The following is a 24,759-nucleotide window of genomic DNA, read 5'->3' on the forward strand; positions in this document are numbered from 1 at the left end:
GGCTCAGGTGTCCAACGGATGGGCGATCTCGTCGCGGGGCATCCGGGCGGCCCACAACGCGATGAGCGCCAACACAATCGGCAGTGAACCCGCGACCGCGAAGATGGCCTGCATCGACACCACCTTCGACAGCGGTCCCGCGATCGCCATCGACACCGGCATGAACGCCAGCGAGACGAAGAAGTCCAGGCTCGACACCCGGCCGAGCATCGCCGGCGGCACCCGTCGTTGCAGCAACGTCCCCCAGATCACCATGCCCGCACCGTCGGTGACGCCGACCAGAAAGGCCGCCAGCGCCATCAGCGGGAACGAACTGGTCCAGCCGATGACCACCAGGGGTAACGAACCGGCGCCCCACATCAGCATCATCACCGTCAGATAGCGGCGCGGCAGACGTCGGGAGGACACCCCGAGAGCGCCCAGCGCCCCGCCGATTCCGAACGCCGCCAACACCAGGCCGTACATCCGCGCACCGTCCTCGAACCGGTCCGCGGTGATGAACGGCAGCAGCACCTCGATGGGGCCGATGATCAGCAGCACGAACATGCTGGCGAACAGCAGGGTCCACAGCAGCCACGGCGTCTTCACCATGAACAGAAAGCCGTCGCGTAGGTCGGTGAGCACCCGTCGCTGCAGCCGTTCCGGTTCGACGACGAAGCCGTTGCGGACCGGGCGGGTGGCAATCAGCAGGGTCAGGCCGATGGCGAACAACACCGCGACCGTCACCGCCCCGAGCGTCGGAAACGTCACGCCCACAAGCACACCCGCGACTGCCGGGCCGGCGGCCCGCTGCAACACCGGGCGCATGACGCCCTCGACGCCGTTGGCGGCCAGCAGTTGGCCGGCGGGCAGGATCCGCGGGAGATAGGCGCTGTAGGCGGGGAAGAAGAACGCCGCGGCGATCCCGAGCGCCCCGGCCGCGACCGCCATGTGCCAGACCCGCAGCAGATCCAGGAGACCGAGGACGGCCACCGCGCTCACCGCGGCGAGGTTCACCGCCTCGACGACGATGATGATGGTGCGTTGCGGGAACCGGTCCGCGGCGATGCCGCCGACCAGGACGAAGGCGACCAGGCCGACACCCAGGCAGGTGGCGACCAGCGACAGCGCCGCCGGGTCGTGGTTGAGCTCCATGACCTGCAGAGCCATCACCACAGCCCACATGCCCTCGGCGAAGATCGTGATCGAGACCGCGGCGATCAACAGGCGGTATTCGCGGAACCGGAACGGTGCGAGCACCCGCCAACCGCCGGGCGCACGCACGTCCGGTTGTTGTCGGTCGACCTCAGGGCTCACCGGTAGATGGTCGCCGAGCGAAGCGCTTGGCGTCCACTGGTTTTCCGCGCGCCGGTCCTGTGCGCGCTCCCTACGCCGCTGCTACGCCGAGATCGACGAAGTGCCGGAAGCTACTCGCACAAAGCGGCCCAAAGGTGAGTTTGGGCGCGACGGGGCGGGGTCAGCTGTCGGTGAAGTTGGGGCTGCGCTTCTCCTGGAAGGCGAGGACGCCCTCGGCGAAGTCGCCGCCGCTCAGCAGCTGGTGTTGCCCGCCGGTCTCGTGGGACAGCGTCGCGTCCAACTCGGCCAGCGTGGCGCCGTTGATCGCGTGCTTGGTCCTCGCGTAGGCCACCGCGGGGCCGGCGGCCAGCCGCTGGATCACCGCATTCGCCTCGGCTTCGAGCGCGTCGGCCGGGTAGACGGCGCTGACCATGCCCCACGCCAGGGCGTCGGCCGCGGTCACCCGGTCGGCCAGCAGGGCCATCTTCATGGCGCGGATGCGGCCGATCGCCGCGGCGACCAGCGCCGAGGCGCCACCGTCGGGCATCAGACCGATCTTGGTGAAGGCCAGCAGGAAGAACGCCTTCTCGGACGCCAGTACGACGTCGCTCGCCAGCGCCAGCGACACCCCGATGCCGGCGGCCGGGCCCTGCACCACGGCCACGACGGGCCGGGGAAAGTTGACGATCGCGCGGATCGCCCGGTTGCCCTCGTGCAGGGTCTCCATGGGCGCATGGCCGTCGCCGGTGTCGTCGGCACCGATGCCGGCCCCGGAGCAGAACCCCCGCCCGCTGCCCCCGAGGCGGACCACGCGCACGCGGGAGTCGGCGGCGGCGCGCTCCAGCGTGTCGGCCATGGCGCGGAACACCTGCGGGTTCACCGAGTTGAGGCTGTCGGGTCGGTCGATGGTGACCGAGAGCACCCCGTCGGTCAGGTCGACAAGCAGGCCGTCGACCGGTGCAAGCGCGTCCAAGCCGGAATCAGTGATCGTCATAGTGGACACAATAGGTAACCCCGATCACCGAATTCGAGCCCACCCGTCAGTTGGTTGGGAGCGCGGTGAGATGATGCCGAACACACGGTCATCAAGGCTTATGAAGGGCGGACACTGTGGCGGGACCACTTCAGGGATTGCGAGTCGTCGAACTGGCCGGGATCGGACCCGGCCCCCACGCGGCGATGATTCTGGGCGACCTCGGCGCCGACGTGGTGCGCGTCGACCGTCCGTCCAAGGCCGCGGGCGTCCCGATGCCCCCGCGCGACGCGATGTTGCGCAATCGTCGTTCGGTGACCGCGGATCTGAAGTCCGCGGAGGGCAAGGAACTGGTCCTGAATCTGATCAGTAAGGCCGACGTGCTGATCGAGGGCTTTCGGCCCGGTGTCACCGAGCGTCTGGGCCTGGGCCCGGAGGACTGCGCCAAGGTCAACGAGCGGCTGATCTACGCCCGGATGACCGGGTGGGGTCAGGACGGGCCGCGGGCGCTGCAGGCCGGCCACGACATCAACTACATCTCGCTGAACGGCGTGCTGCACGCGGTCGGCCGCAAGGGCGAGCGGCCGGTGCCGCCGCTGAACCTCGCCGGTGACTTCGGCGGTGGCTCGATGTTCCTGATCGTCGGCATCCTCGCCGCGCTGTGGGAGCGTCAGACCTCCGGCAAGGGCCAGGTCGTCGACGCCGCGATGGTCGACGGTTCCAGCGTGTTGATCCAGATGATGTGGGCCTTCCGGGCCGCCGGCATGTGGTCCGACGAGCGTGGCACCAACATGCTCGACACCGGCGCCCCCTACTACGACACCTACGAGACCGCCGACGGCAAGTACGTCGCGGTGGGGGCCATCGAGCCGCAGTTCTACGCCGCGATGCTCGAGGGCCTGGGCCTGGACCCGGCCGAATTGCCGGCGCAGAACGACGTCGCCGGATGGCCGCAGCTCAAGAAGGTCTTCACCGAGACCTTTGCCAAGCACGACCGGGCCCACTGGGCCCAGGTGTTCGCCGGTACGGACGCCTGTGTGACGCCGGTGCTGTCGTTCGGGGAGGTGCTCGACGAGCCGCACATCGTCGAGCGGGACACCTTCTACGACGCTGGCGACGACGGCCTGCAGCCCCGGCCGGCCCCGCGGTTCTCCCGCTCTGTCCCCGCGACGCCGACCCCGCCGCGGGCGCCCGGCGCCGACAACGATTCGGTGCTGCGCGACTGGGCGTAACGGTCAGTCGCCGGGAACGGACGGTCGCGATCACCGCACCGTCGGTTTGATCAAATCGGTATAGTCCCAACCAACCAGTAGGTCGAGGTTAACGAAAGGACCATTTCTCGTGGAAATCAAGGATTCGGTAGCAGTTGTGACCGGTGGCGCGTCGGGCCTGGGCCTGGCCACCACCAAACGGCTGCTCGAGCGCGGTGCATCCGTCGTCGTGATCGACCTCAAGGGCGAAGACGCGGTCAAGGAACTGGGCGCCCGTGCCCGCTTCGTGGAGGCCAACGTCACCGACCCGGATTCGGTGTCGGCCGCGCTGGACGTCGCCGAGGAGATGGGCCCGCTGCGGATCAACGTCAACTGCGCCGGCATCGGTAACGCCATCAAGACGCTGAGCAAGAACGGCGCCTTCCCGCTCGACGCCTTCAACACCGTCGTGCAGGTCAACCTCATCGGCACCTTCAACGTGCTGCGCCTGGCCGCCGAGCGGATCGCCAAGACCGAGCCGGTGGGCGGCGAAGAGCGCGGCGTCATCATCAACACCGCCTCGGTCGCGGCCTTCGACGGCCAGATCGGTCAGGCCGCGTACTCGGCTTCCAAGGGCGGCGTGGTCGGGATGACCCTGCCGATCGCCCGCGACCTCTCACGCGAACTGATCCGCGTATGCACCATCGCTCCCGGCCTGTTCAAGACCCCGCTGCTCGGCTCGCTGCCCGAGGAGGCGCAGAAGTCGCTGGGGCAGCAGGTGCCCCACCCGGCCCGTCTCGGGGACCCGGACGAGTACGGCGCGCTCGCGGTCCATATTGTGGAGAACCCGATGCTCAACGGCGAGGTGATCCGCCTCGACGGCGCGATCCGCATGGCGCCTCGCTGATCCGGGGAAGGAAGCAGATGGCAATCAGGACGAAGTTCACCGAGGTATTCGGGGTCGAGCACCCCATTGCCCAGGGTGGTATGCAGTGGGTGGGTCGCGCGGAGTTGGTGGCTGCGGTGGCGAATGCGGGGGCGTTGGGTTTCATCACCGCGTTGACGCAGCCGACGCCGGCGGATCTGGCCAATGAGATCGCCAAGACGCGGGATCTGACCGACAAGCCGTTCGGGGTGAACCTGACGATTCTGCCGTCGATCAACCCGCCGCCGTATGACGAGTACCGGCAGGTGATCGTCGATTCGGGGATCAAGATCGTGGAGACGGCGGGGTCGAATCCGGCGCCGCATCTGCCGATGTTCCATGACAACGGGATCAAGGTGTTGCACAAGTGCACCTCGGTGCGGCATGCGGTCAAGGCGCAGAGCCTGGGTGTCGACGGCATCAGCATCGATGGTTTCGAGTGTGCGGGTCATCCCGGTGAGGACGATGTTCCGGGGTTGGTGTTGATCCCGGCGGCGGCCAATCAGATCGAGATCCCGATGATCGCCTCCGGCGGGTTCGGTGACGCCCGGGGCCTGGTGGCCGCGTTGGCGTTGGGTGCCGACGGCATCAACATGGGAACGCGGTTCATGTGCACCGTCGAGTCCTGCATCCACCAGAACGTCAAGGAAGCCATCGTCGCCGGCGACGAGCGCGGCACCGAGCTGATCTTCCGCCCGCTGCGCAACACCGCTCGGGTGGCCTCCAACACGGTCTCGCGTGAGGTGGTGCAGATTCTCAACGACGGCGGTCAGTTCGAGGACGTCAAGGACCTGGTCGCCGGTGTGCGTGGCCGCAAGGTCTTCGACGACGGTGATCTCGACGCCGGCATCTGGACCGTCGGCACCGTGATGGGCCTGATCAACGACATCCCGACCTGCGGCGAGCTGGTGTCCCGGATCGTCACCGAGGCCGAGGAACTGATCACCAACCGGCTCGCCGGCATGGTGGAGGTGAAGGCCGGGTCGGTCGCCTAGGCGTCCGTACCTTCCGATACAAAAAAGCCGATGGCCACCGCAAGGTGGTCATCGGCTCTTTTGTTTCCGGCACAAGGCCGGCTCAGGGCCTGTTCACGGCTTCGTCCACGGTCGAGCGCCCCGGGTCGAGACCGGTGACGTGCGTCCGCGGCCGAACTGACGAGCTAGCTCGCCAGCGGTGGCAGCACCTCGTCGAACTGCTCCGAGGTGTCGCCCTCGACCAGGAAGTCGCCGTGGTACAGGGCGTCGAAGTCAATCTTGATGACATCAGCGTTGGTGTCGTCGATCCACATGACACTGACTGTATGGATCACTATTAAGGAATCATTGAGTCACGGTTCGGAAAACGATGGCAATTATTACTCCCGGGTAGGGAGGCCCGAGTGGTTCCGCCCGCAGGCGGCCCGACGCCCCCTGCCGCCGGCCCGCCAGATGCGCTGAAATTCCAGTTCAGCCCGCAGGCGTGGTGAGGTGCAGCGGGTTGGTGCCGTTGAGCGCGACCCAGGTCACCACGGCCGCCGCGACGGCGACCACCAGCAACGTCACCGAAACCAGCCGAGGCCAGCTGCCCCGGCCCCAGAACCGTTCGTCCAGCGAGAAGACGCCGGCGCCGGTGAACAACAGCGCTAGCGCTCCGAAGCCGAGCAGGAACGGCATATTGAACGGATCCGACCAGAAGGCGGCGGCCGCGACGTTGACCGCCCACGCGTCGATCATCGCGGCAAGCACGGCCATCGCGGCCAGAGGTGTCAACAGGCCCAGCAGCAGGCCGAGGCCGCCGAGAGCTTCCGCCGCCGTCACCAGGGTCGCCGCCAGCTGCGGCATTCGCCAGCCACTCTGTTCCATGTTCTCGACCACCGTCGAGAAGTCGAAGAGCTTCTTCAGGCCCGCCTGCAGCATTGTCGCGCCCACCGCCAAGCGCAGCGTCAAGAGCCCGAAATTACGGCCTGACGTGGACAGATGGGCGTCGAATTCAGTTGTCATGGGTGGTAAGACTATGAGCGCGAATCGATTTATGTAAGCCTTACTCGATCACTGGTCGGTGAAGGCGGGGGGTGCCCGACGCGAGATCGGCGGAGTTGACCGCGTTAAGTTACCGCTGTTAATCTACGCCCGCTCAGTGCCTGGGGTGCGCAGTCGGTGCCGTGGGGGACATCGACTTTCAATGGGGGTGCGAATGCTGCACAGAATCGCTCGGTTGGCCATCGTCGCGCCACGACGCATCATCGCGGGCGCGGCGCTGCTCATGGTGGCCGCCGCGATATTCGGGGTGCCGGTGGCCAAGAGCCTGTCCGCGGGCGGGTTCCAGGATCCGACGGCCGAATCCTCGGAAGCCACCCGACTGCTCACCGAGAAATTCTCCCGGGGCGACATGCAACTGGTGTTCACCGTCGCCTCCGACGCCGGCGCGCAGAGCCCGGCCGCCCGGGCCGCGGGCCTCGCCGTCGTCGAGGCCGTCGACGCCTCCCCACACATCGCCTACGTGACGTCGACATGGACCGCGCCGCCGCCGGTCGCCGCCGACATGGTGAGCGCCGATGGCACCATCGGGCTGATCGTCGCCGGGATCACCGGCGGCGAGAACTACGCCCAGCGCCACGCCCAGGCCCTGGTGGACTCCATCGCCGACACGGTGCTGCCGGCGCACCCCGACGTCACGGTCACGCCCGGCGGGCAGGCGCTGGTCTACTCGCAGATCACCAAGCAGACCGAACACGACCTGCTGTTGATGGAGTCGATCGCGATCCCGCTCAGCTTCCTCGTACTGGTCTGGGTGTTCGGCGGGCTGTTGGCCGCGGCCCTGCCGATGGCCGTGGGCGGCCTGGCCATCGTGGGGTCGATGGCGGTGCTGCGACTGGTCACCCATTTCACCGATGTGTCGATCTTCGCGCTCAACCTGACCATCGCGTTGGGCCTGGCGCTGGCCATCGACTACACGTTGCTGATCATCAGCCGCTACCGCGACGAGTTGGCCGACGGCGTCCCGGCCGAGGAGGCGCTGGTGCGCACCCTCGGAACCGCGGGGCGCACCGTGCTGTTCTCCGCCACGACGGTGGGGCTGTCCATGGCGGCGATGATCCTGTTCCCGATGTACTTCCTGAAGTCCTTCGCCTACGCCGGCATCGCCACCGTGGCCTTCGCCGCGTTCGCGGCGGTGATCGTGACGCCGGCGGCGATCGTGTTGCTCGGGCCGCGGCTCAACGCCCTGGACGTGCGGCGGCTGCTCCGAAGAATCCTGCGCCGGCCCGAGCCCACGCCCAAGCCGGTGGACCACCTGTTCTGGTATCGCTCGACGAAGTTCGTGGTGCGCCGAGCGGTGCCGATCGGCCTGGCCGGCGTGGTGCTGTTGCTGCTGGCCGGTGCGCCCTTCCTCGGGGTGAAGTGGGGCTTCCCCGACGACCGGGTGCTGCCCGCCAGCGCCTCGGCGCACCAGGTCGGCGACCAGCTGCGCGACGACTTCTCCGACAACTCCGACACCGCCGTGACCGTCGTCGTGCCGGACGCGGCGGGCGTGGCGCCCGCCGACTTCGACCGCTATGCCGCCGAGCTGTCCCGGGTCGCGGATGTGTCCGCGGTGAGCGCGCCCACCGGAACGTTCATCGACGGTGCCCGGGTGGGCCCGCCGGTGGGCGCCACCGGAATTGCCGACGGCAGTGCGTTTCTGACCGTTTCGAGCGACGCCCCGCTGTTCTCCGACGCCTCCGAGCGGCAGCTCGACGCACTGCATGCCGTCGCCGGCCCGGGTGACCGGGCGGTGCAGCTCACCGGGATCGCCCAGATCAACCGGGACAGCGTCCAGGCCATCCTGTCCCTGCTGCCGGTGGTGCTCGGTGTCATCGCGGTGATCACCTTCCTGCTGCTGTTCCTGCTGACCGGAAGTGTGGTGCTACCGCTGAAAGCGCTTGTCCTCAACGTGCTTTCGCTGACGGCGGCGTTCGGGGCGCTGGTCTGGATCTTCCAGGAGGGGCACCTCGGCGCGCTGGGGACCACCCCGACCGGGACGCTGGTGGCCAACATGCCGGTCCTGCTTTTCTGCATCGCCTTCGGGTTGGCGATGGATTACGAGGTGTTCCTGATCTCCCGGATCCGGGAGTTCTGGCTGGCCAGCGGGCGAACCCGGGCCGACAACGACGAGAGCGTGGCGCTGGGGTTGGCCCGCACCGGACGGGTGATCACCGCGGCGGCGCTGGTGATGTCGATTTCGTTTGCCGCGTTGATCGCCGCGCAGGTGTCGTTCATGCGGATGTTCGGGCTTGGGCTGACGCTGGCGGTGCTGGTCGACGCCACCCTGGTGCGGATGGTGCTGGTCCCGGCGTTCATGCATGTTCTCGGGCGATGGAACTGGTGGGCGCCCAAGCCGTTGGTGCGTCTGCACGAGCGCATCGGCATCAGCGAGTCCGGCGAACCCACCGCGGTCGGGCCGACGCCCGAAGGCCGTCCGGCGAGCAAGGCGGACACCGGATGAGTGAGCCGTCGGCGCGGCGCGGTCGCCGGCGGGCGCCGCGCGGCTCGGGCGAGCAGCTGCGCGGCGAAATCCTCGACGCCACCACCGAACTGCTGCTCAAGACCGGGCACGCCAAGGACGTGTCCATCCGGGCGGTCGCCCAGCGCGTGGGGGTGACCTCGCGGTCAATCTACCTGCATTTCGCGGACAAGGATGCGCTGCTGGACGCGGTGTGCGCGCGCTACTTCGAGGAACTGCACACCGAGATGCAACGGGCCGTCGAGGGCAAGGTCTCCACCCTGGAGGAGCTGCGGGCCCAGGGCATGGCCTATGTGCGCTTCGCGATCGCAAAGCCGGAGCTCTACCGGATTGCGACCATGGGGGAGGGTCGGCCGGGCAGCGATGTGGACGCCGCGTTGACGTCCTCGGCCTTCGTCCACCTGCGGGAGTCCGTCGCGTCGCTGATCAGCGAGGGTGTCTATCCGCCGGGCGATCCGACGACGCTGACGCTGGAGCTGTGGACCGCGGCCCACGGCGTGGCGGCAATGCTGATCGCCAAACCGTATCTGCCGTTCGGGGACCCGCTGACCTTCGCCGACAACGTGCTGCGCGCAGTGTGTACCGGGCACATGGCCATCGGTATCGTCGGTGTCGACTCCGACCCGGGGCAGACTCTGCAGTGGGTGCTCGACAACAAGGGGGTGCGCTGATGACCGCAACCGAATCCCAGCTCTCACATCCGTTTTTCGCCCGGCTGTGGACGCTGATGTCCGCGCATGAGACCGAGAAACTGACCCGGCTGCGACGGGCCAACCTCGCCGGCCTGACCGGACGGGTCCTGGAGGTGGGCGCCGGCACCGGCACCAACTTCGCGTTCTACCCCGAGTCGGTGACCCAGGTGGTGGCGGTCGAGCCCGAGGTGCATCTGTTCGAACACGCCAAGGCGGCCGCGGCCGCGGCGCCGGTCCCGGTCAGCGTCAGTGGCCAGACCGTCGAAACCCTCGCCGACCCCGAACCGTTCGACGCCGTCGTGTGTTCACTGGTGCTCTGCACCGTCGATCAACCCGACGAAGTGCTGGCCCAGTTGTTCGCGCAGCTGCGTCCCGGCGGCGAATTGCGCTACCTCGAGCACATCGCCAACGACGGCTGGCGGGGGCGGCTGCAGCGGTTCGCCGACGCCACGCTGTGGCCCAAGATCTCCGGTAACTGCCACAGCCACCGGCACACCGAACAGAGCATCCGGGCGGCCGGCTTCGAGATCGAGGACGCCCAGCGGGACTGGACGTTCCCGAGATGGGTGCCGTTGCCGGTGGCCGAGTTCGCATTGGGGCGTGCGGTCCGGCCGGCGGTTTCGGCGTAGCTACGGTTTTTTGCCCAGCAGCGTCGGCAGTTGCTGCAGCAGCGTCGGCAGCGCCGTGCTGGCGCTGTCCCGGATGGTGACGGTGGCCTCCGCGGACAGCGGGGTGGGCTCCGGGTTCACCTCGACCACCACGGTGCCCTGAGCGAGGGCCATCTCGGGCAGGCCGGCCGCGGGGTAGACGATCGACGAGGTGCCGACGACCACCAGCAGGTCCGCCGCGCGCACCGCCTCGACCGAGGCGTTCCACGGCCCGTCGGGCAGTTGCTCGCCGAACCAGACGATGTCCGGGCGGATCAGGCCGCCGCAGCGGCACACCGGCGGATCCGCCTCGAGCTGCGGCTCCGGCATGTCCGGAAGCTCGCCGTGATACCCCGAATCGCAGATGTCGCAACGGAATTCGAAAAGGCTGCCGTGCAGATGATGGACCGCGCTGCTGCCGGCCCGCTCGTGCAGGTTGTCGACGTTCTGGGTGATCACCGTGACGTCGGTGATGCCGGTGATCCGTTCCCAGGCGGCGACGGCGTGATGGCCGTCGTTCGGCTCGACCCGCTGCACCAAATGGTGCCGCCACAGGTACCAGGCCCACACCCGCTCCGGGTGGTCGTTCCAGCCCTGGGTGCTCGACAGCTCGTAGGGGTCGAACTTCGCCCACAGACCGTTCTTGTCGTCGCGGAAGGTCGGGACGCCGCTTTCCGCAGAAATACCGGCGCCACTGAGAACTGCGATACGCACACCACCAAACTAGCGGGCCGTCAGCGATACTGATCATGTGGAGTTGGGGGAATGGTTGAAGGTCGATCCGCAGACGGCAAAACCGCTGTTCGACCAGTTGCGATCACAGATCATCGAGGGCATCCGCGCCGGGCGTCTGGGCCCGGGGACCCGGTTGCCGACCGTGCGTGAGCTGGCCGCGCAGTTGGGGCTGGCGGTCAATACCGTGGCGCGTGCCTACCGCGAATTGGAGGCGGCGGGCATGCTCGAAACGCGGGGGCGGTTCGGGACGTTCGTCGCGCGCGCCGACCCGGCCGACGCCACCATGGCGGAGGCGGCCCGCAGTTTCGTCGAGACGGCGACGGCGCTGGGCGTCACCAAGGACGACGCCCTGCGCTACGTCGCGGCCGCCTTCGACTAGGCCGCACCCGGGGTCGGCTCAGCCGAACTCGAGCAACGTCAGCACGCCGCGCAGCGGGTCGAACAGCTTCGAGGCGTGCGCCACCGTCAGCAGGCCGTTGACGACGACGCCGCGGCCCGGCTCCAGCCGGATGTCGTGTACGGCCCGAACACCGGGCACCTCAACGAGTTTGGCGGCCTCGGCCGGTGTCATGTTGAACGGCATCGCCGGCACCTTGTAATTCAGCGTCGGCCGCAGCCAGCCGCGCCGGGACAGCCCGGCGAACCATGGCGGGGGCAGATCGAACAGCATCTGGCCGCCCGGAAAGCGCTTGGCGCATTCGGCGATCAGGCCCAGGGACTGCTCGGGCTGCAGGTACATCAGCAGGCCCTCGGCGGTGATGAACACGCCGCCATCGGTGTCCACCCTGTCCATCCAGCTGTAGTCCAGCGCCGATTGCGCACACAGTTCGATGCGCGGCGACGCCGGCAACAGTCGGCGGCGAATGTCGACGATGGGTGGCAGGTCCACGGTCAGCCAACGGAAACGGGCGTCGGAAAGTGCAGCGTCGACGCGCCAGAAGCTGGTCTGCAGGCCCTCGGCGAGGGCAACCACCGTGGCGTCCGGGTGCGCACTCAGGTACTTCGTGGTCCACCGGTCGAAGGTCTTGGCGCGGATCGACATGTCCTGGCGGGCCGAGCCGAACCGGGAGAAGTCGTAGTCGATGGAGTCGATGAGTTTGACGGCCATCGGGTCGTCGATGACGCCGTCGGGGCGACTCGCCTCCCGGGCGCGGCCGTAGAGCGTCAACAGCGCGGTCTCGGATACCCCGGTCAGCTCGGCCTTGTGCTTGGTGTTGCGCTCGGTCGCATCGTCAGCAGAGGAGGTCACCGTCGCGAGACTACCGGCTGAGGACTTTGCCCAGCGTGCGAAGGTTTCTCGTGGTCGTCGACGACCGGTAGCGCTTCTTGCCCATCGTTTTGCCGATCGTCGATGCCAAGGTGGTGGCCCGGGGCACCTGCCAGTACAGGACGCCGTCGCCGCGGGCGATCCGTTCCTCGCCGCCGGCCGGCAGGGCGGCGAGCTCGTCGAGCACGGCGGCGTCGGCGACAAAGGTGACATACGAATGGTGGCCGGCGACCTCGCGCTCGAAGGGGTAGGCGCCGTCGATGGCCCGCACGGTGTCGACGTCGTACACCAGCACCCAGGCCTCGTAGCCGAACGCGGCCCGCAGCGCCTGCTCGGCCGTGCTCCGTACAGCGCCGGTCGAGGCGTCCGAGTCGAGTAGGACGTTGCCGCTGGCCAGCACGGTCGTCACGGCGGTGAAGCCGGCGTCGGCGAAGACCCTGGCCACCTCGGCCATCTTCAGGTTCACCCCGCCGACATTCACCCCCCGCAGGAACGCGACGTAGCGGGTCACGGAGCATCCCTCCGCGTCCGGCTGCAGCGCTGCGAGGGGGCCGCGGCCTCGACTGCCGTCATTTTCTCGATGGTAGAGACAACAGGGCCCGATCAGTAGGCTCGCACCATGACCCGCCAGGTGTTCGACGACAAGCTCTTGGCCGTGATCCGGGGGAACTCGCTGGGTGTGCTGGCCACCATCAAGCGCGACGGCCGTCCGCAGCTGTCGAACGTGTCCTATTACTTCGATCCGCGCGCGGTCGCCATCCAGGTGTCCATCACCGAACCCCGCGCGAAGACCCGCAATCTGCGGCGTGACCCGCGCGCCTCACTGCTGGTGGGTTCCGACGACGGGTGGGCCTACGCCGTCGCCGAGGGCGATGCCGTGCTGACCCCGCCGGCCGCGGAGCCGAACGACGCCACCGTCGAGGGCCTCATCGAGCTGTACCGCAACATCGCCGGCGAGCATCCGGACTGGGACGACTACCGCCGTGCGATGGTGACCGATCGGCGGGTGCTGCTGACCCTGCCCATCTCGCATGTCTACGGCATGCCGCCCGGCATGCGCTGACGCCCCTCTCTTCTCGCGCGACCGTGCGGGTCCCCGGCCGACACGCCGAGAAGTTCCCGTAGTTTGCGCACGTTCGCGGGCACCCGAAAGCAGCGTAGGGTTACCGGCCATGGGCAGACATGAGATGCCAGAGGATGAAACCAAGAGGCAGTTTCGCGAAGCTCTCGAGCGCAAGAACGCGAAGTCGGCCGGGGGTACCTCGCACGCCGACGGCGGGGCCAAGCAACCCCGGGCGCACGGGCCGGTCGAGGGGCGCCGCGAGTTCCGCCGCAAGAGCGGCTAGCTCACCGCGGCGCGGCCGCGTTCCGACGGCGATCGCCGTCGGGTGAGGTGACCGCGCCCGCCGGTGCGTAGCTCAGCAGCCGCGCGCCGACCAACGCCACCAACATCACTGCTACGCAGGCGATTCCGTCGTCCTTCAGTCCCCACTTGACGGCCGCCAGGATCGCCGCGCCGGCCAGGCACAGCAGCACTCCCACGGCGACGCTGCGGGCGCCGGGCGCCAGCGGGGCAGCGCCGTCCCAACCGCGCAGCGGCGCATTCTCCAGCGGTCGCAGGACCAGGAAGAGCACCATCACCACGGCGAGCACCAGCGCCAGCTGAAAGGCACTGAGCCAGAAGAAGTTGGGCTCGCCGGGATAGCGGTACAGGCCCAGGTAGCAGAACGCGAGGTGTGTCAGCAGCAGCGCCGGCATGTGCCACAGGTACAGCGTCATGGCGCCGGAGTTGCCGATGGCCGTCAGCCACCACACCCGCGGCCGTTGCGCCCAGCGGTTGATCGCCGGGGCGGCGGCAATCACGAACGCGCACATCATGATTGCGTGGCCCGCCAGCAGCAGCGACGGCGGGGTCATGTTGGCCAGCCGCTGGCCCTCGATGCCGACCAGGCTCAGCTCGTAGGGGCCGAACGCCAGCAGGGCCAGGTTGACGGCGAACATGCCGACGCCGATCCGCAGCGCCCAGCGCCCGTCGAGCACCCCGCGACGGTAGGCGACGCCGAACATGCCGGGTATCAACCACACGGTCATGTTGAGGTAGCCGAGCAGCGCCGTCCCGGGGACGTGCAGACGCACCACATCGATCGCGAGGACGAACAGCCAGACCGCGACCACGCCGGCGGCCAAGTGTGCCGGCGTGTTGATCCGGCAGAGCAGCGGGATCGCCGCGAGCATCAACACGTAGGCGCCGAGAAACCACAGCAACTGCACGCTGATGCCGGCGATGGGTTCGTAGATGTGGATGGGCAGGAGCGGGTACAAAGCCGCCAGCGTCACCGCCCAGAAGGCCAGGTAGTAGAACACCGGACGAAACAGCCGCGTGCAGCGCTTCATCAGCCAGCCGCCCCAGGACGCGCCCGGTTGCCACGACGTCACGCTGGCGGCGGCCCCGGCGAAGAAGAACAGCGGCATGATCTGCAACACCCAGGTCAAGGCCTGGAACAGCACCGAGGTGGTCAGCAGGTTGCCCCAGATGAAGACCTCGTCGCGGATCATGCTGGTGGCCATGACGGTGTGCCCGGCGACCACCCCCATCAGCGCGCAGATGCGGATGACGTCGATCGCGCGGTCACGATCGGGCGGCGTTTGCGAGGCGACCTCGGCGGGCGTCGGAAAGCTCATGGGGCAAATCTAAGCCGCGCCCCACTGAGTAAAAGTCACTATTTTTCTCGGCTACGGGACCTTGTCCCGGCGTGGAACGCGGTCCCGGCTACTGCACCGGACAGGCATATTTGCGGGCCACATCCATCACCCGCTGCTGGGCGCCGGGACCGATGACTCCCTGCGCGGCGAGCTCCAAGCCGATGTAGCCCGGCAGTCCGCCGACGCACGCCTGGTGGGCCAGCCGCCAGGCAGTGTCGGGGTTCAAGTGAAAACCGTTGCGCTCGAGGCCCTGCACATAACCGTCGAACTCCGGCGTGCCCTGGTCCGGCACCGCGGTGGCCGGGCCGGCCAGTGCGACGGCGGCACCCAGTGCGGCGCAGAGCAGCGCGATCAGACGTCCCATGTTCTTCCCCCTACCGACCTCGCGCGACCACCTACCGCGACGATGGCCCCTACCTTCGCACAACGCTCTGACACCGACGGGGAAAACGCGGATCAGCAGGGGATATGCCCGCAGTGGCCGATGGTGACGAGCTCCGATCCAAAAACCCCACATCTAGACTGGGCCCATGGCGAACCTGCAGCTTGTTCAAGATCCCGAGGCCGATGCGCTGTTGGAATCCAACCCGCTGGCGCTGCTGATCGGCATGCTGCTCGATCAGCAGATCCCCATGGAGGTGGCGTTTGCCGGGCCGAAGAAGCTCGCCGAGCGCGTCGGCGATGTGGACGCCCGCCTGATCGCCGAGTACGACCCGGAGAAGTTCGCCGCGCTGTGCGCGGAAACCCCTGCGGTGCACCGCTTCCCGGGATCGATGTCGAAGCGGATCCAGGACCTGGCCCGGATCATCGTCGACGAGTACGACGGCGACGCGGCCGCGGTGTGGACCGAGGGCAATCCCGACGGCCGCGAGGTGTTGCTGCGGCTCAAGCGACTGCCGGGCTTCGGTGATCAGAAGGCCCGCATCTTCCTGGCGCTGCTGGGCAAGCAGTACGGTCTGACCGCGCCGGGCTGGCGGGAGGCCGCCGGCGACTACGGCCAGGACGGCACCCACATGTCGATCGCGGATGTGATCGACGCCGAGTCACTCGGCAAGGTGCGCAGCTACAAGAAGCAGATGAAGGCGCAAGCCAAGGCGGCCAAGACCAAATCCTGACGACGAGCGTCCACTGAGGTACACCCGCATCGGCGTGTCGTGTACCTGGGTGGCCGCTCACGCGACGGCGCCCACGCCGCCGGGGTCCCCGACGAGGACCAGCGTCAGGGAACCACCGTCGAGCCGATGGTCGGCATGAACTGGCACTGCTTCTCGGTGGTGGTGACCTGGCCGAAGATGGTCGACATGATGCTGCCCGAGCCGGTGTCGGCGATGGCGGTCAGCGTGGTCGGACCCTCGGGGTTGATGTCATCGCGCGGGGTGAGGGTGGCACTGCCGGACTTGCCGGTGGTCAGGTTGACCCAAGTGACGTTGAGCGGCAGCTTCTGCTCGTCGGCCGGGCCCGAGGTGCCGACGGCAGTGAACACGTAGGCCGTCTGACCAGGTCCGGGACCCGGGGTCGGGATCTTCGCCGGACCGGCCACCGAAATCGCGGTGGCAATCGCGTTGCCACCGTCGGCCAGGCAGCCGTTGCCGATCGACGGGTACAGGAAGTCCTGCTTGACCGGGGCGTCGGGGCCGAATGCGGAGCCTGCCGGCGCGGGCGCCGGTGCTTCCGGTGCAGGCACGGCGGCCTCCGGTGCAGGCACGGCCGCCTCGGGTGCCGGTGCCGGCGCGGCGGCGGGCACGGCATCGAGCGCCGGACCGACCGCGTGCGCGGGATCCACCCCCGGGGGCAGGTGCGCGGCGGCCCCGGGCACCACACCGGCCGGCGGGTTGTGCGGGACGCCGGCCGCCGGGCCGTGCGCCACCGGGGTGGCCGCGCCGGGCGGATCGGAGACGAACTGGCTCACTGCGGCGGCCAGATTGTGCGTCTCCATGGGGGCGTCGGAGTTCTGGGTGAAGGCCGCCGCGGCGGCCATCAACATCTGCGCGGCGTTCGACGGGTCGCCCGCGGCCTGCTGAATTGCGGGGCTCAGACTCTCCATCGCCGACAGACCCGGAGCCTGCAAGCCATCGATGGGCAGCGGTGCGGGCGCCGCCGGTTCGGCGGAGGCGACGCCGCCGAACGTCAGGGCGACCGTTGAGCCGACGACCAGCGCGGTGGTGGCGAACAGGTTCCGGGTCTGCGACATGGGGGAGTCCAATCCTCGAGGATTCAGTGGGTCGCTATCAGGGCAGAGCTGCGGTGGGGAACAGCGAGGCCAGTGCGGCCCCGGTCCCCGGTGCGGCGCTGGCCGGCGCTTGCGTCGCGACGGCGGCGGCCTGGGTCGGGGTCAGCGCGTTGACGGTGCCGGGGATCAGGCTGACCAGGTCACCCGGGAACGAGACCTGCTGGGGCAGCGGCACCGGCAGTCCGGGCACCTGCGGCAGCGTGATTTCGGCGCCCGGCTGGGTCACCGCCGGGGTGGTCGCGGTCGTTGCCGGCGCCGTGACCGGCATCCCCGGCAGGGTGCTGGCCGGTGCCCCCGGAGCCGTGCCCGGCAGGCCCGTGAGCTGCTGCGGCAGGTTCACGCTGGCGGTCGCGACCGGCGGCGGGGCGGCCGGCGCCGCGGGCGTGGCCGGGGTGCCGGTCAGTATCGAGGCGGCGTTCTGCAGCAGTTGCGGGGCCGCGGCCGGGTCGACGATCTGCTCGACCACGTTCAGTCCGGGCACGTTCGGTGCGGGCACCGGCGGAGCCGGGGCGGCCGGGTCGGCCTTGGCGATTCCGCCGGTCAACATGGCGGCGCCGGCGCCGACGACGATAGCGGTGGTGGACAACGCGCTTCTGATTCCTGACATGGCTCCCAATCCCTTGTTTTCAGCGGTGAAGCCGAAGCTACGTTGTTACTGATGGGACTCAAGTGACACGTGTGGCATTTATTCGACCGTTACCGAAGCGAGCGTCGACGGTGACCGCGCGCTCCCGAGCGCATGGCCAGACGTTAAAGTCGGCGAATCGACACCGAACCGAAGAGTCCGCTGGCGACCCTGCTCCGCCTGGCCCCCGTGCTGCTGGTGGTCAGCATCGCCGCGCGGTTGGCCTGGACCTATCTGGTCCCCACCGGGGCAAACTTCGTCGATCTGCACGTCTACATCGGCGGCGCGCAGACCCTCGACACGCCCGGCGCGCTGTACAGCTACGTCTACGCCGAGCAGACGCCGGACTTCCCGCTGCCGTTCACCTACCCGCCGTTCGCGGCGGTCGTCTTCTATCCGCTGACGCTGCTGCCCTTCGAGGTGGTGGCGTTCGGCTGGACCGTCGGCATCATGGCGGCGCTGTACGGCGTGGTGCGGGTCAGTCAACGCCTGCTCGGCCTGGCGGGCGGCCGCCGCAGCGCCATGTTGTGGACGGCGGTGGGGATCTGGACGGAGCCGCTGCGCAGCACCTTCGACTACGGCCAGGTCAACGTGGTGTTGGTGCTGGGTGTGCTGTGCGCGGTGTACAGCAGCCGATGGTGGCTCTCCGGGCTGCTGCTGGGGCTGGCAGCCGGCGTCAAGCTGACCCCGGCGATCGGCGGGCTGTATTTCGTGGGCGTGCGGCGGTGGGGCGTCGCGGTGTTCTCCGCCGTCGTCTTCTTCGCCACGGTCGGGGTGGCGCTGCTGGTGGTCGGGCAGCAGGCCCGGTACTACTTCACCGACCTGTTGGGCGACGCCGATCGGGTGGGGCCGGTCGGTACGTCGTTCAATCAGTCCTGGCGAGGCGGGTTTTCGCGGATCCTGGGCGCCGACGCCGAGTACGGCCCACTGGTCGTGACGGCCATCGCGATGACGGCGGTACTCGCGTGGCTGGCGTGGCGCGCGCTGGCCGCCGCGCCCGGGGAACTCGACCGACTGGGGCTGGTCGTCGTGGTGCAACTGTTCGGCCTGCTGCTCTCGCCGATCTCCTGGACGCACCACTGGGTCTGGGTGCTGCCGCTGATGATCTGGTTGCTGCAGGGGCCGTATCGATACCTGCGGGAGGCCCGGCTGCTGGGCTGGGGCTGGTTGATCCTCACGCTGATCGGTGTGCCCTGGCTGCTCAGCTTTGCCCAGCCGAGCATCTGGGAGATCGGCCGGCCGTGGTACCTGGCCTGGGCCGGCCTGGTCTACATCGTCGCCGCGGTGGTGACGCTGGGATGGATCGCCGCGGTGCGGCTCAGGTTTCCGGGCGGGCGACGATCCTGTCGATATCGCGCGCCATAGCAACGTCTTTCTCGGTGATGCCGCCCGCGGAATGCGTCACCAACGCGAAAGTTACCGTCCGCCAGCGAATATCGATATCGGGATGATGGTCTTCGGATTCCGCGTGCTCGGCCACCCGTCGCACCGCGTCGATCCCCTCGAGGAACGACGCGAACTTGATCGACCTGCGCAGCGCCCCGTCGGAACGCTGCCAGCCGTCGAGATCCTTGGCGGCGGCGTCCACTTGCTCATCGGTTAACACAGCCATCCTTCGACGGTATACCGTCAGCGCATCATGGCGGTTCAGATCGTGGTCGCGGGCGCACTGATCGTCGACGGGGCCCTGCTGGTGGCCCAACGTGACCGCCCCCCGGCCCTGGCCGGCCTCTGGGAACTTCCGGGCGGAAAAGTGGCGCCGGGGGAGTCCGACGCCGACGCACTGGCCCGTGAGCTGCAGGAAGAACTCGGTGTCCGGGTTGCCGTCGGCGCCAGGCTGGGCGCGGAGGTGCCGCTGGGCGAGACGATGGCGTTGCGCGCCTACCGGGTGACGCTGACCGCCGGCAGCGCGCACCCCCACGACCACCGTGCGCTGCGATGGGTGACTACCGCCGAATTGCACACGCTGCCCTGGGTCCCCGCCGACACGGCGTGGTTGCCCGACCTCACCGCGGCGCTGGGGCAGTGCAGCTGAACTCGACGCGGCTTAACGAGTTCGACTGAAAGATTTTCGCCAAATCTCACCCGGCGTCACGGATACGGTGATTACCTGAGTGCGTGACCACGGCAGCCCCGTCGTCCACTTACGCCGGGCAAGGCGTGAACCTCGCGCTGGCGACTTGGATCTCGACGATCAATTTCTGGGCCTGGAACCTGATCGGCCCGATGTCCACCACCTATGCCGCTGACCTGTCGCTCAGCGCCACCGAGACGTCGCTCCTGGTCGCCACGCCCATCCTGGTGGGGTCGCTGGGCCGGCTGGTCAGCGGGCCGCTGACCGACCGGTTCGGCGGGCGGATCATGCTGATCGCGGTCACCTTGGCCTCGATTCCGCCGGTGCTGGCGGTCGGATTCGCCGGCTCCATCGGCTCCTACCCGTTGCTGCTGGTGTTCGGGTTCTTCCTCGGCATCGCCGGCACCATCTTCGCCGTCGGCATCCCGTTTGCGAACAACTGGTTCGATCCGTCGCGGCGCGGGTTCGCCACCGGGGTCTTCGGCGCGGGCATGGTGGGCACCGCGCTCTCGGCGTTCTTCACGCCGCGCCTGGTCAACGCGTTCGGCCTGATGACCACCCATGTCCTCATCGCCGTCGCCCTGGCCCTGACGGCGCTGCTGAGCTTGGTCATGCTGCGGAACTCCTCGCGCTTCCACCCGAACACCGACCCGGTGCTGCCGAAGCTGTTGGCTGCCAGCAAACTTCGCGTCACCTGGGAGATGGCGTTCCTGTACGCCGTGGTCTTCGGTGGCTTCGTCGCCTTCAGCAACTACCTGCCCACCTACATCCGGGCGATCTACGAGTTCGGACCCGTCGACGCCGGCGCCAGAACCGCGGCATTCGCGTTGGCCGCCGTGCTGGCCCGACCCGTCGGCGGCGCGCTGGCCGACCGGATACCGCCCAAGGTGGTGGTGCTGGCCTCGCTGGCCGGCACCGCCGTGATGGCCTTCATCGCGGTCGTCCAGCCGCCCGCCGACTTCTGGTCGGCCGTGACCTTCACCCTGTTGGCCCTCTTCCTCGGCATCGGCACCGGTGGGGTGTTCGCCTGGGTGGCGGGCCGCGCCCCGGCCAAATCGGTCGGATCGGTCACCGGAATCGTTGCCGCCGCAGGTGGTTTGGGCGGTTACTTCCCACCCCTGGTGATGGGCGCCACCTACAACAGCCAGGACAACCACTACACCGTCGGCCTGTTGTTGCTCGTGCTCACGGCGTTGGCCGCACTCGCCTACACGGCGTTCTTCCTGCACAACCGCGAACCTCAGCCGGAGACAACATGACCACACACATCGGCGGTCCGATCGAAGGGCTGCTGGCCCGCAGCGGCCGGTTCTTCACGCCGGGTGAGGTCTCCGAGGACATGCGCACCGTCACCCGGCAGGGTGGGCGCGAGGGCGACATTTTCTACCGCGACCGGTGGAGCCACGACAAGGTGGTGCGCTCCACCCACGGCGTCAACTGCACCGGATCCTGTTCGTGGAAGGTGTATGTCAAGGACGGCATCATCACCTGGGAGACCCAGGAAACCGACTATCCCTCGGTGGGGCCCGACCGCCCGGAGTACGAACCGCGGGGCTGCCCGCGGGGCGCGGCGTTCTCCTGGTACACCTACTCGCCGACCCGGGTGCGTTATCCCTACGCGCGCGGCGTGCTGGTCGAGATGTACCGCGAGGCCAGAGCCCGGCTGGGGGATCCGGTGTTGGCGTGGGCCGAGATTCAGGCCGACCCGCAACGGCGCCGCAAGTACCAGCAGGCCCGCGGCAAGGGCGGGCTGGTGCGCGTCAGTTGGGCCGAGGCCACCGAGATGATCGCGGCGGCCCACGTGCACACCATCAAGACCTACGGCCCGGACCGGGTGGCCGGCTTTTCGCCGATCCCGGCGATGTCCATGGTGTCGCACGCCGCCGGCTCACGCTTCGTCGAACTCATCGGCGGGGTGATGACCTCCTTCTACGACTGGTACGCCGACCTGCCGGTGGCCTCCCCACAGGTGTTCGGGGACCAGACCGACGTGCCGGAATCCGGCGACTGGTGGGACGCGGCCTATCTGATGATGTGGGGATCAAACGTTCCGGTCACCCGGACCCCGGACGCCCACTGGATGGCCGAGGTGCGTTACCGGGGGACCAAGGTGGTCGCGGTCAGCCCCGACTACGCCGACAACACCAAGTTCGCCGACGAGTGGATGCCGTGCGCGGCCGGCACCGACGGCGCCCTGGCGATGGCCATGGGCCACGTGCTGCTCACGGAATTCTTTGTCCGCGAACAGGTGCCGTTCTTCGTCGACTACGTCCGCCAGTTCACCGACCTGCCGTTCCTGGTCAAGCTGGAGGACCGGGACGGCATCCTGGTGCCCGGCAAGAACTTGACGGCCGCCGACCTGGGCGGCTACGACGCGCAACAGGAGAATTCGGCGTTCAAGCCGGTGCTGCTCGACGCCGGCACCGATTCGGTTGTGGTGCCGCGGGGTTCGTTGGGCTTCCGCTACGGCGACGACGGCGAGGGCAAGTGGAACCTCGACCTCGGCGACGTGGTGCCGGCGTTGACGGTCGCGCGCGACGGCGGCGAGAACGCCTACGTGGCGCTGCCGCGGTTCGACACCCTCGACGGGCACGGCGAGACGCTGATGCGCGGGGTCCCGGTACGGCGGGTCGGTGAGCACCGGGTGTGCACCGTGTTCGATCTGATGCTGGCGCAGTACGGGGTGAGCCGGCCGGGGCTGCCCGGGGACTGGCCGACCGGGTACGACGACCCGCGACACCCGTACACCCCGGCCTGGCAGGAGCCGATCACCGGGGTCTCGGCCGAGCAGGCCATCCGGGTGGTGCGCGAATTCGCCCGCAGCGCCGAGGAATCCGGCGGTCGATCGATGATCATCATGGGCGCCGGCATCTGCCAGTGGTTTCACGGTGACGCGACCTACCGCGCCGTGCTGGCGCTGCTGCTGCTCACCGGATCGATGGGCCGCAACGGCGGCGGCTGGGCGCACTACGTCGGCCAGGAGAAGTGCCGCCCCATCACCGGGTGGGCGACGATGGCCATGGGGACCGACTGGTCGCGGCCGCCGCGGCAGATGGCCGGCACCTCGTACTGGTACGCGCACACCGGCCAATGGCGCTACGACGGCTACCGCGCCGACACGCTGTCCAGTCCGCTGGGCCGGGGCCGGTTCCGCGGCCGGCACACCATGGACGTGCTCGCGTCGGCGACCGCCATGGGTTGGAGCCCGTTCTTCCCACAGTTCGACCGCTCCAGCCTCAAGGTCGCCGACGAGGCGAAGGCCGCGGGCCGCGACATCGCCGAATACGTGGCCGAGCAGCTCGGCTCCGGGGAGCTGAAGCTCGCGGTCACCGATCCGGACAATCCCCGGAATTGGCCGCGGGTGCTCAACATCTGGCGGGCCAACCTGCTGGGCTCCTCCAGCAAGGGCAACGAGTACTTCCTGCGTCACCTGCTGGGCACCACGTCGAACCTGCAGGCCTCGCCCACCCCGGAGGAGCTGCGGCCCAACGACATCAACTGGCCCGAGGAGATCCCCGAGGGCAAGCTGGACCTGCTGATGTCGATCGACTTCCGGATGACCTCGACCACCCTGCTCTCCGACGTGGTGCTGCCCGCGGCGACCTGGTACGAGAAGGCGGACCTGTCGAGCACCGACATGCACCCCTATGTGCACGCCTTCAGTCCCGCCATCGATCCGCCGTGGGAGACCCATTCGGACTTCGAGGCGTTCGGTGCGGTGGCGCGCGCGTTCAGCACCCTGGCCGCCAAACACCTGGGGACCCGCACGGACGTGGTGCTGGGCACGCTGCAGCACGACACCCCGGGAGCCATGGCCTACCCCGGTGGCGCCGAACACGATTGGCGACGCACCGGTGAGACTCCGGTGCCCGGCAAAACCATGGGGCCCATCGCGGTCGTCGAACGGGACTACGCCGCGATCGCCGACAAGTGGTCGACGTTGGGGCCGCTGACCGAGAAACTGGGCCTGACCACCAAGGGCATCACCACCAATCCGGACGTCGAGGTCAAACAGCTGGCCGCGAAGTTCGGTGTCCTCGATTCCGGGGTGGCCCAGGGCCGGCCCGCGATCACGACCGCGGAGCGGATGGCCGACGTCATCCTGGCGTTGTCCGGCACCTCCAACGGCCGGCTTGCCGTGCAGGGCTTCCGCGAGCTCGAACGCCGCACCGGCCGCCGCCTGGTCCACCTCGCCGAGGGCAGCGAGGAACGGCGCATCACCTACGCCGACACCCAGGCCCAACCGGTGCCGGTGATCACCAGCGCCGAGTGGTCGGGCAGCGAGACCGGCGGTCGCCGCTACGCGCCGTTCACCGTGAACATCGAACACCTCAAGCCCTTTCACACGCTCACCGGGCGGATGCACTTCTACCTGGACCACGACTGGATCGAGGAACTCGGTGAGCAACTGCCCACCTACCGGCCCCCGCTGGACATGGCACGGCTGTTCGGGGAGCCGGCGGTCGGTGCCCAGGACGGTCTGGGCCTGACGGTCCGCTACCTGACTCCGCACTCGAAGTGGTCCATCCATTCCGAGTACCAGGACAACCTGTTCATGTTGTCGCTGTCGCGCGGCGGGCCGACCATGTGGATGAGTCCCGCCGACGCCGCGAAGATCGAGGTCAAGGACAACGACTGGGTGGAGGCGGTCAACCGCAACGGCGTGGTGGTCTGCCGGGCGATCGTCAGCCATCGGATGCCCGAAGGTGTGGTCTTCGTTTACCACGCCCAGGAACGCACCATCGACGTCCCGCTCACCGAGACCACCGGAACCCGTGGCGGAATCCACAATTCGCTGACCCGGCTGCTGATCAAACCCAGCCACCTCGCGGGCGGCTACGCGCAGACGGCATTCGCCTTCAACTACCTGGGGCCGACGGGCAATCAACGTGACGAGGTGACCGTGGTGCGGCGTCGGTCCCAAGAGGTCCACTACTGATGGGG

At 68.6% G+C, this 24,759-nt stretch carries 26 protein-coding genes; 14 read left to right on the top strand and 12 right to left on the bottom strand.

The window, feature by feature from the left end; all coding sequences use genetic code 11:
- Positions 1–3: 3 nt before the first annotated feature.
- Positions 4–1,263 (bottom strand): tetracycline efflux MFS transporter Tet(V), encoded by a 1,260-nt coding sequence (tet(V), locus tag R2K23_RS05515; protein ID WP_316517072.1) that lies wholly within the window; start codon positions 1,261–1,263, stop codon positions 4–6.
- A gap of 193 nt (positions 1,264–1,456) precedes the next feature.
- Positions 1,457–2,263: an enoyl-CoA hydratase gene (locus R2K23_RS05520; RefSeq protein WP_396893531.1), complete on the bottom strand. Its 807-nt coding sequence runs from the start codon at positions 2,261–2,263 to the stop codon at positions 1,457–1,459.
- A gap of 122 nt (positions 2,264–2,385) precedes the next feature.
- Between R2K23_RS05520 and R2K23_RS05525 the strand changes: the two genes are divergently transcribed.
- From R2K23_RS05525 to R2K23_RS05535, 3 genes are all read left to right on the top strand, one after another.
- The gene (locus R2K23_RS05525; protein ID WP_316514966.1) at positions 2,386–3,480 is read left to right on the top strand and encodes a CaiB/BaiF CoA transferase family protein; all 1,095 of its coding nucleotides are present in this window, start codon (positions 2,386–2,388) and stop codon (positions 3,478–3,480) included.
- Between the two features lie 109 nt (positions 3,481–3,589).
- Entirely contained in the window at positions 3,590–4,345 is a 756-nt protein-coding gene (locus R2K23_RS05530) for a 3-hydroxyacyl-CoA dehydrogenase (protein WP_316514967.1), read from the top strand.
- Between the two features lie 17 nt (positions 4,346–4,362).
- Positions 4,363–5,358, top strand: a complete 996-nt coding sequence (locus R2K23_RS05535; RefSeq protein ID WP_316514969.1) for an NAD(P)H-dependent flavin oxidoreductase — start codon at positions 4,363–4,365, stop codon at positions 5,356–5,358.
- Positions 5,359–5,522: 164 nt separating this feature from the next.
- On the opposite strand, the gene R2K23_RS05540 is transcribed toward R2K23_RS05535, so the two are convergent.
- Together R2K23_RS05540 and R2K23_RS05545 are read right to left on the bottom strand one after the other, a co-directional pair.
- A complete protein-coding gene (locus tag R2K23_RS05540; RefSeq protein WP_126332787.1) occupies positions 5,523–5,651 on the bottom strand; it encodes a hypothetical protein in 129 nt (42 codons plus the stop codon).
- 157 nt (positions 5,652–5,808) lie between these two features.
- Positions 5,809–6,342, bottom strand: a complete 534-nt coding sequence (locus R2K23_RS05545) for a DoxX family protein (protein ID WP_316514972.1) — start codon at positions 6,340–6,342, stop codon at positions 5,809–5,811.
- Between the two features lie 193 nt (positions 6,343–6,535).
- Between R2K23_RS05545 and R2K23_RS05550 the strand changes: the two genes are divergently transcribed.
- From R2K23_RS05550 to R2K23_RS05560, 3 genes are read left to right on the top strand one after another with little or no spacing between them, the layout of a single operon-like run.
- Positions 6,536–8,824, top strand: a complete 2,289-nt coding sequence (locus R2K23_RS05550; protein WP_316514975.1) for an MMPL family transporter — start codon at positions 6,536–6,538, stop codon at positions 8,822–8,824.
- The gene (locus tag R2K23_RS05555) at positions 8,821–9,513 is read left to right on the top strand and encodes a TetR/AcrR family transcriptional regulator (protein ID WP_316514978.1); all 693 of its coding nucleotides are present in this window, start codon (positions 8,821–8,823) and stop codon (positions 9,511–9,513) included. Before R2K23_RS05550 ends, R2K23_RS05555 begins: the two co-directional genes overlap by 4 nt.
- Positions 9,513–10,163: a class I SAM-dependent methyltransferase gene (locus tag R2K23_RS05560; protein ID WP_316514981.1), complete on the top strand. Its 651-nt coding sequence runs from the start codon at positions 9,513–9,515 to the stop codon at positions 10,161–10,163. Before R2K23_RS05555 ends, R2K23_RS05560 begins: the two co-directional genes overlap by 1 nt.
- Here R2K23_RS05560 and R2K23_RS05565 read toward each other — a convergent pair whose 3' ends face one another.
- Complete coding sequence (locus R2K23_RS05565; protein ID WP_316514985.1) at positions 10,164–10,895, bottom strand: NAD-dependent deacylase; 732 nt, start codon at positions 10,893–10,895, stop codon at positions 10,164–10,166.
- Between the two features lie 37 nt (positions 10,896–10,932).
- Between R2K23_RS05565 and R2K23_RS05570 the strand changes: the two genes are divergently transcribed.
- Entirely contained in the window at positions 10,933–11,295 is a 363-nt protein-coding gene (locus tag R2K23_RS05570; RefSeq protein ID WP_316514988.1) for a GntR family transcriptional regulator, read from the top strand.
- Between the two features lie 18 nt (positions 11,296–11,313).
- On the opposite strand, the gene R2K23_RS05575 is transcribed toward R2K23_RS05570, so the two are convergent.
- Together R2K23_RS05575 and R2K23_RS05580 are read right to left on the bottom strand one after the other, a co-directional pair.
- A complete protein-coding gene (locus R2K23_RS05575; RefSeq protein WP_316514991.1) occupies positions 11,314–12,165 on the bottom strand; it encodes a class I SAM-dependent methyltransferase in 852 nt (283 codons plus the stop codon).
- A 10-nt stretch (positions 12,166–12,175) separates the two neighbouring features.
- Positions 12,176–12,694, bottom strand: a complete 519-nt coding sequence (locus R2K23_RS05580) for a DUF1697 domain-containing protein (RefSeq protein WP_316514994.1) — start codon at positions 12,692–12,694, stop codon at positions 12,176–12,178.
- Between the two features lie 108 nt (positions 12,695–12,802).
- Between R2K23_RS05580 and R2K23_RS05585 the strand changes: the two genes are divergently transcribed.
- Entirely contained in the window at positions 12,803–13,246 is a 444-nt protein-coding gene (locus R2K23_RS05585; protein WP_316514997.1) for a PPOX class F420-dependent oxidoreductase, read from the top strand.
- Between the two features lie 124 nt (positions 13,247–13,370).
- Entirely contained in the window at positions 13,371–13,529 is a 159-nt protein-coding gene (locus R2K23_RS05590) for a DUF5302 domain-containing protein (RefSeq protein WP_316515000.1), read from the top strand.
- A 1-nt stretch (position 13,530) separates the two neighbouring features.
- On the opposite strand, the gene R2K23_RS05595 is transcribed toward R2K23_RS05590, so the two are convergent.
- On the bottom strand, positions 13,531–14,865 hold the full coding sequence (locus tag R2K23_RS05595; RefSeq protein ID WP_316515003.1) for an acyltransferase family protein: 1,335 nt from the start codon (positions 14,863–14,865) through the stop codon (positions 13,531–13,533).
- A gap of 88 nt (positions 14,866–14,953) precedes the next feature.
- Positions 14,954–15,250, bottom strand: coding sequence for a DUF732 domain-containing protein (locus R2K23_RS05600; protein ID WP_316515006.1), 297 nt, complete (start codon positions 15,248–15,250; stop codon positions 14,954–14,956).
- 166 nt (positions 15,251–15,416) lie between these two features.
- Between R2K23_RS05600 and R2K23_RS05605 the strand changes: the two genes are divergently transcribed.
- Positions 15,417–16,001, top strand: a complete 585-nt coding sequence (locus R2K23_RS05605) for an HhH-GPD-type base excision DNA repair protein (RefSeq protein ID WP_316515009.1) — start codon at positions 15,417–15,419, stop codon at positions 15,999–16,001.
- Positions 16,002–16,105: 104 nt separating this feature from the next.
- Here the strand turns inward: R2K23_RS05605 and R2K23_RS05610 are convergent, their stop codons facing one another.
- Positions 16,106–17,077 (bottom strand): Rv1157c family protein, encoded by a 972-nt coding sequence (locus tag R2K23_RS05610; RefSeq protein WP_316515011.1) that lies wholly within the window; start codon positions 17,075–17,077, stop codon positions 16,106–16,108.
- A gap of 37 nt (positions 17,078–17,114) precedes the next feature.
- The gene (locus R2K23_RS05615) at positions 17,115–17,723 is read right to left on the bottom strand and encodes a hypothetical protein (protein ID WP_316515012.1); all 609 of its coding nucleotides are present in this window, start codon (positions 17,721–17,723) and stop codon (positions 17,115–17,117) included.
- 156 nt (positions 17,724–17,879) lie between these two features.
- Between R2K23_RS05615 and R2K23_RS05620 the strand changes: the two genes are divergently transcribed.
- Positions 17,880–19,106: a mannosyltransferase gene (locus R2K23_RS05620; RefSeq protein WP_316517073.1), complete on the top strand. Its 1,227-nt coding sequence runs from the start codon at positions 17,880–17,882 to the stop codon at positions 19,104–19,106.
- Here the strand turns inward: R2K23_RS05620 and R2K23_RS05625 are convergent.
- A complete protein-coding gene (locus R2K23_RS05625; RefSeq protein ID WP_316515014.1) occupies positions 19,060–19,353 on the bottom strand; it encodes a 4a-hydroxytetrahydrobiopterin dehydratase in 294 nt (97 codons plus the stop codon). The two genes, R2K23_RS05620 and R2K23_RS05625, sit on opposite strands and share 47 nt — an antisense overlap.
- Positions 19,354–19,380: 27 nt before the next feature.
- On the opposite strand from R2K23_RS05625, the gene R2K23_RS05630 reads away from it, so the two are divergent.
- The 3 genes from R2K23_RS05630 (at position 19,381) to R2K23_RS05640 (ending at position 24,754) form a co-directional block, all read left to right on the top strand.
- Complete coding sequence (locus tag R2K23_RS05630; protein WP_316515015.1) at positions 19,381–19,776, top strand: (deoxy)nucleoside triphosphate pyrophosphohydrolase; 396 nt, start codon at positions 19,381–19,383, stop codon at positions 19,774–19,776.
- A gap of 83 nt (positions 19,777–19,859) precedes the next feature.
- A complete protein-coding gene (locus R2K23_RS05635; protein WP_316515017.1) occupies positions 19,860–21,074 on the top strand; it encodes an MFS transporter in 1,215 nt (404 codons plus the stop codon).
- A complete protein-coding gene (locus tag R2K23_RS05640; protein WP_316515022.1) occupies positions 21,071–24,754 on the top strand; it encodes a nitrate reductase subunit alpha in 3,684 nt (1,227 codons plus the stop codon). Before R2K23_RS05635 ends, R2K23_RS05640 begins: the two co-directional genes overlap by 4 nt.
- Positions 24,755–24,759: the final 5 nt, after the last annotated feature.

Source organism: Mycolicibacterium sp. MU0050 (assembly GCF_963378085.1).
In the GTDB taxonomy this organism is placed as follows: domain Bacteria; phylum Actinomycetota; class Actinomycetes; order Mycobacteriales; family Mycobacteriaceae; genus Mycobacterium; species Mycobacterium wendilense.

Coding starts and splice junctions, on each gene's coding strand:
- R2K23_RS05630 (WP_316515015.1), top strand. CDS start 19,381: ATGGCGGTTCAGATCGTGGTCGCGGGCGCACTGATCGTCGACGGGGCC.
- R2K23_RS05595 (WP_316515003.1), bottom strand. CDS start 14,865: ATGAGCTTTCCGACGCCCGCCGAGGTCGCCTCGCAAACGCCGCCCGAT.
- R2K23_RS05535 (WP_316514969.1), top strand. CDS start 4,363: ATGGCAATCAGGACGAAGTTCACCGAGGTATTCGGGGTCGAGCACCCC.
- R2K23_RS05560 (WP_316514981.1), top strand. CDS start 9,513: ATGACCGCAACCGAATCCCAGCTCTCACATCCGTTTTTCGCCCGGCTG.
- R2K23_RS05585 (WP_316514997.1), top strand. CDS start 12,803: ATGACCCGCCAGGTGTTCGACGACAAGCTCTTGGCCGTGATCCGGGGG.
- R2K23_RS05640 (WP_316515022.1), top strand. CDS start 21,071: ATGACCACACACATCGGCGGTCCGATCGAAGGGCTGCTGGCCCGCAGC.
- R2K23_RS05590 (WP_316515000.1), top strand. CDS start 13,371: ATGCCAGAGGATGAAACCAAGAGGCAGTTTCGCGAAGCTCTCGAGCGC.
- R2K23_RS05555 (WP_316514978.1), top strand. CDS start 8,821: ATGAGTGAGCCGTCGGCGCGGCGCGGTCGCCGGCGGGCGCCGCGCGGC.
- R2K23_RS05610 (WP_316515011.1), bottom strand. CDS start 17,077: ATGTCGCAGACCCGGAACCTGTTCGCCACCACCGCGCTGGTCGTCGGC.
- R2K23_RS05545 (WP_316514972.1), bottom strand. CDS start 6,342: ATGACAACTGAATTCGACGCCCATCTGTCCACGTCAGGCCGTAATTTC.
- R2K23_RS05550 (WP_316514975.1), top strand. CDS start 6,536: ATGCTGCACAGAATCGCTCGGTTGGCCATCGTCGCGCCACGACGCATC.
- R2K23_RS05600 (WP_316515006.1), bottom strand. CDS start 15,250: ATGGGACGTCTGATCGCGCTGCTCTGCGCCGCACTGGGTGCCGCCGTC.
- R2K23_RS05625 (WP_316515014.1), bottom strand. CDS start 19,353: ATGGCTGTGTTAACCGATGAGCAAGTGGACGCCGCCGCCAAGGATCTC.
- R2K23_RS05540 (WP_126332787.1), bottom strand. CDS start 5,651: ATGTGGATCGACGACACCAACGCTGATGTCATCAAGATTGACTTCGAC.
- R2K23_RS05615 (WP_316515012.1), bottom strand. CDS start 17,723: ATGTCAGGAATCAGAAGCGCGTTGTCCACCACCGCTATCGTCGTCGGC.
- R2K23_RS05605 (WP_316515009.1), top strand. CDS start 15,417: ATGGCGAACCTGCAGCTTGTTCAAGATCCCGAGGCCGATGCGCTGTTG.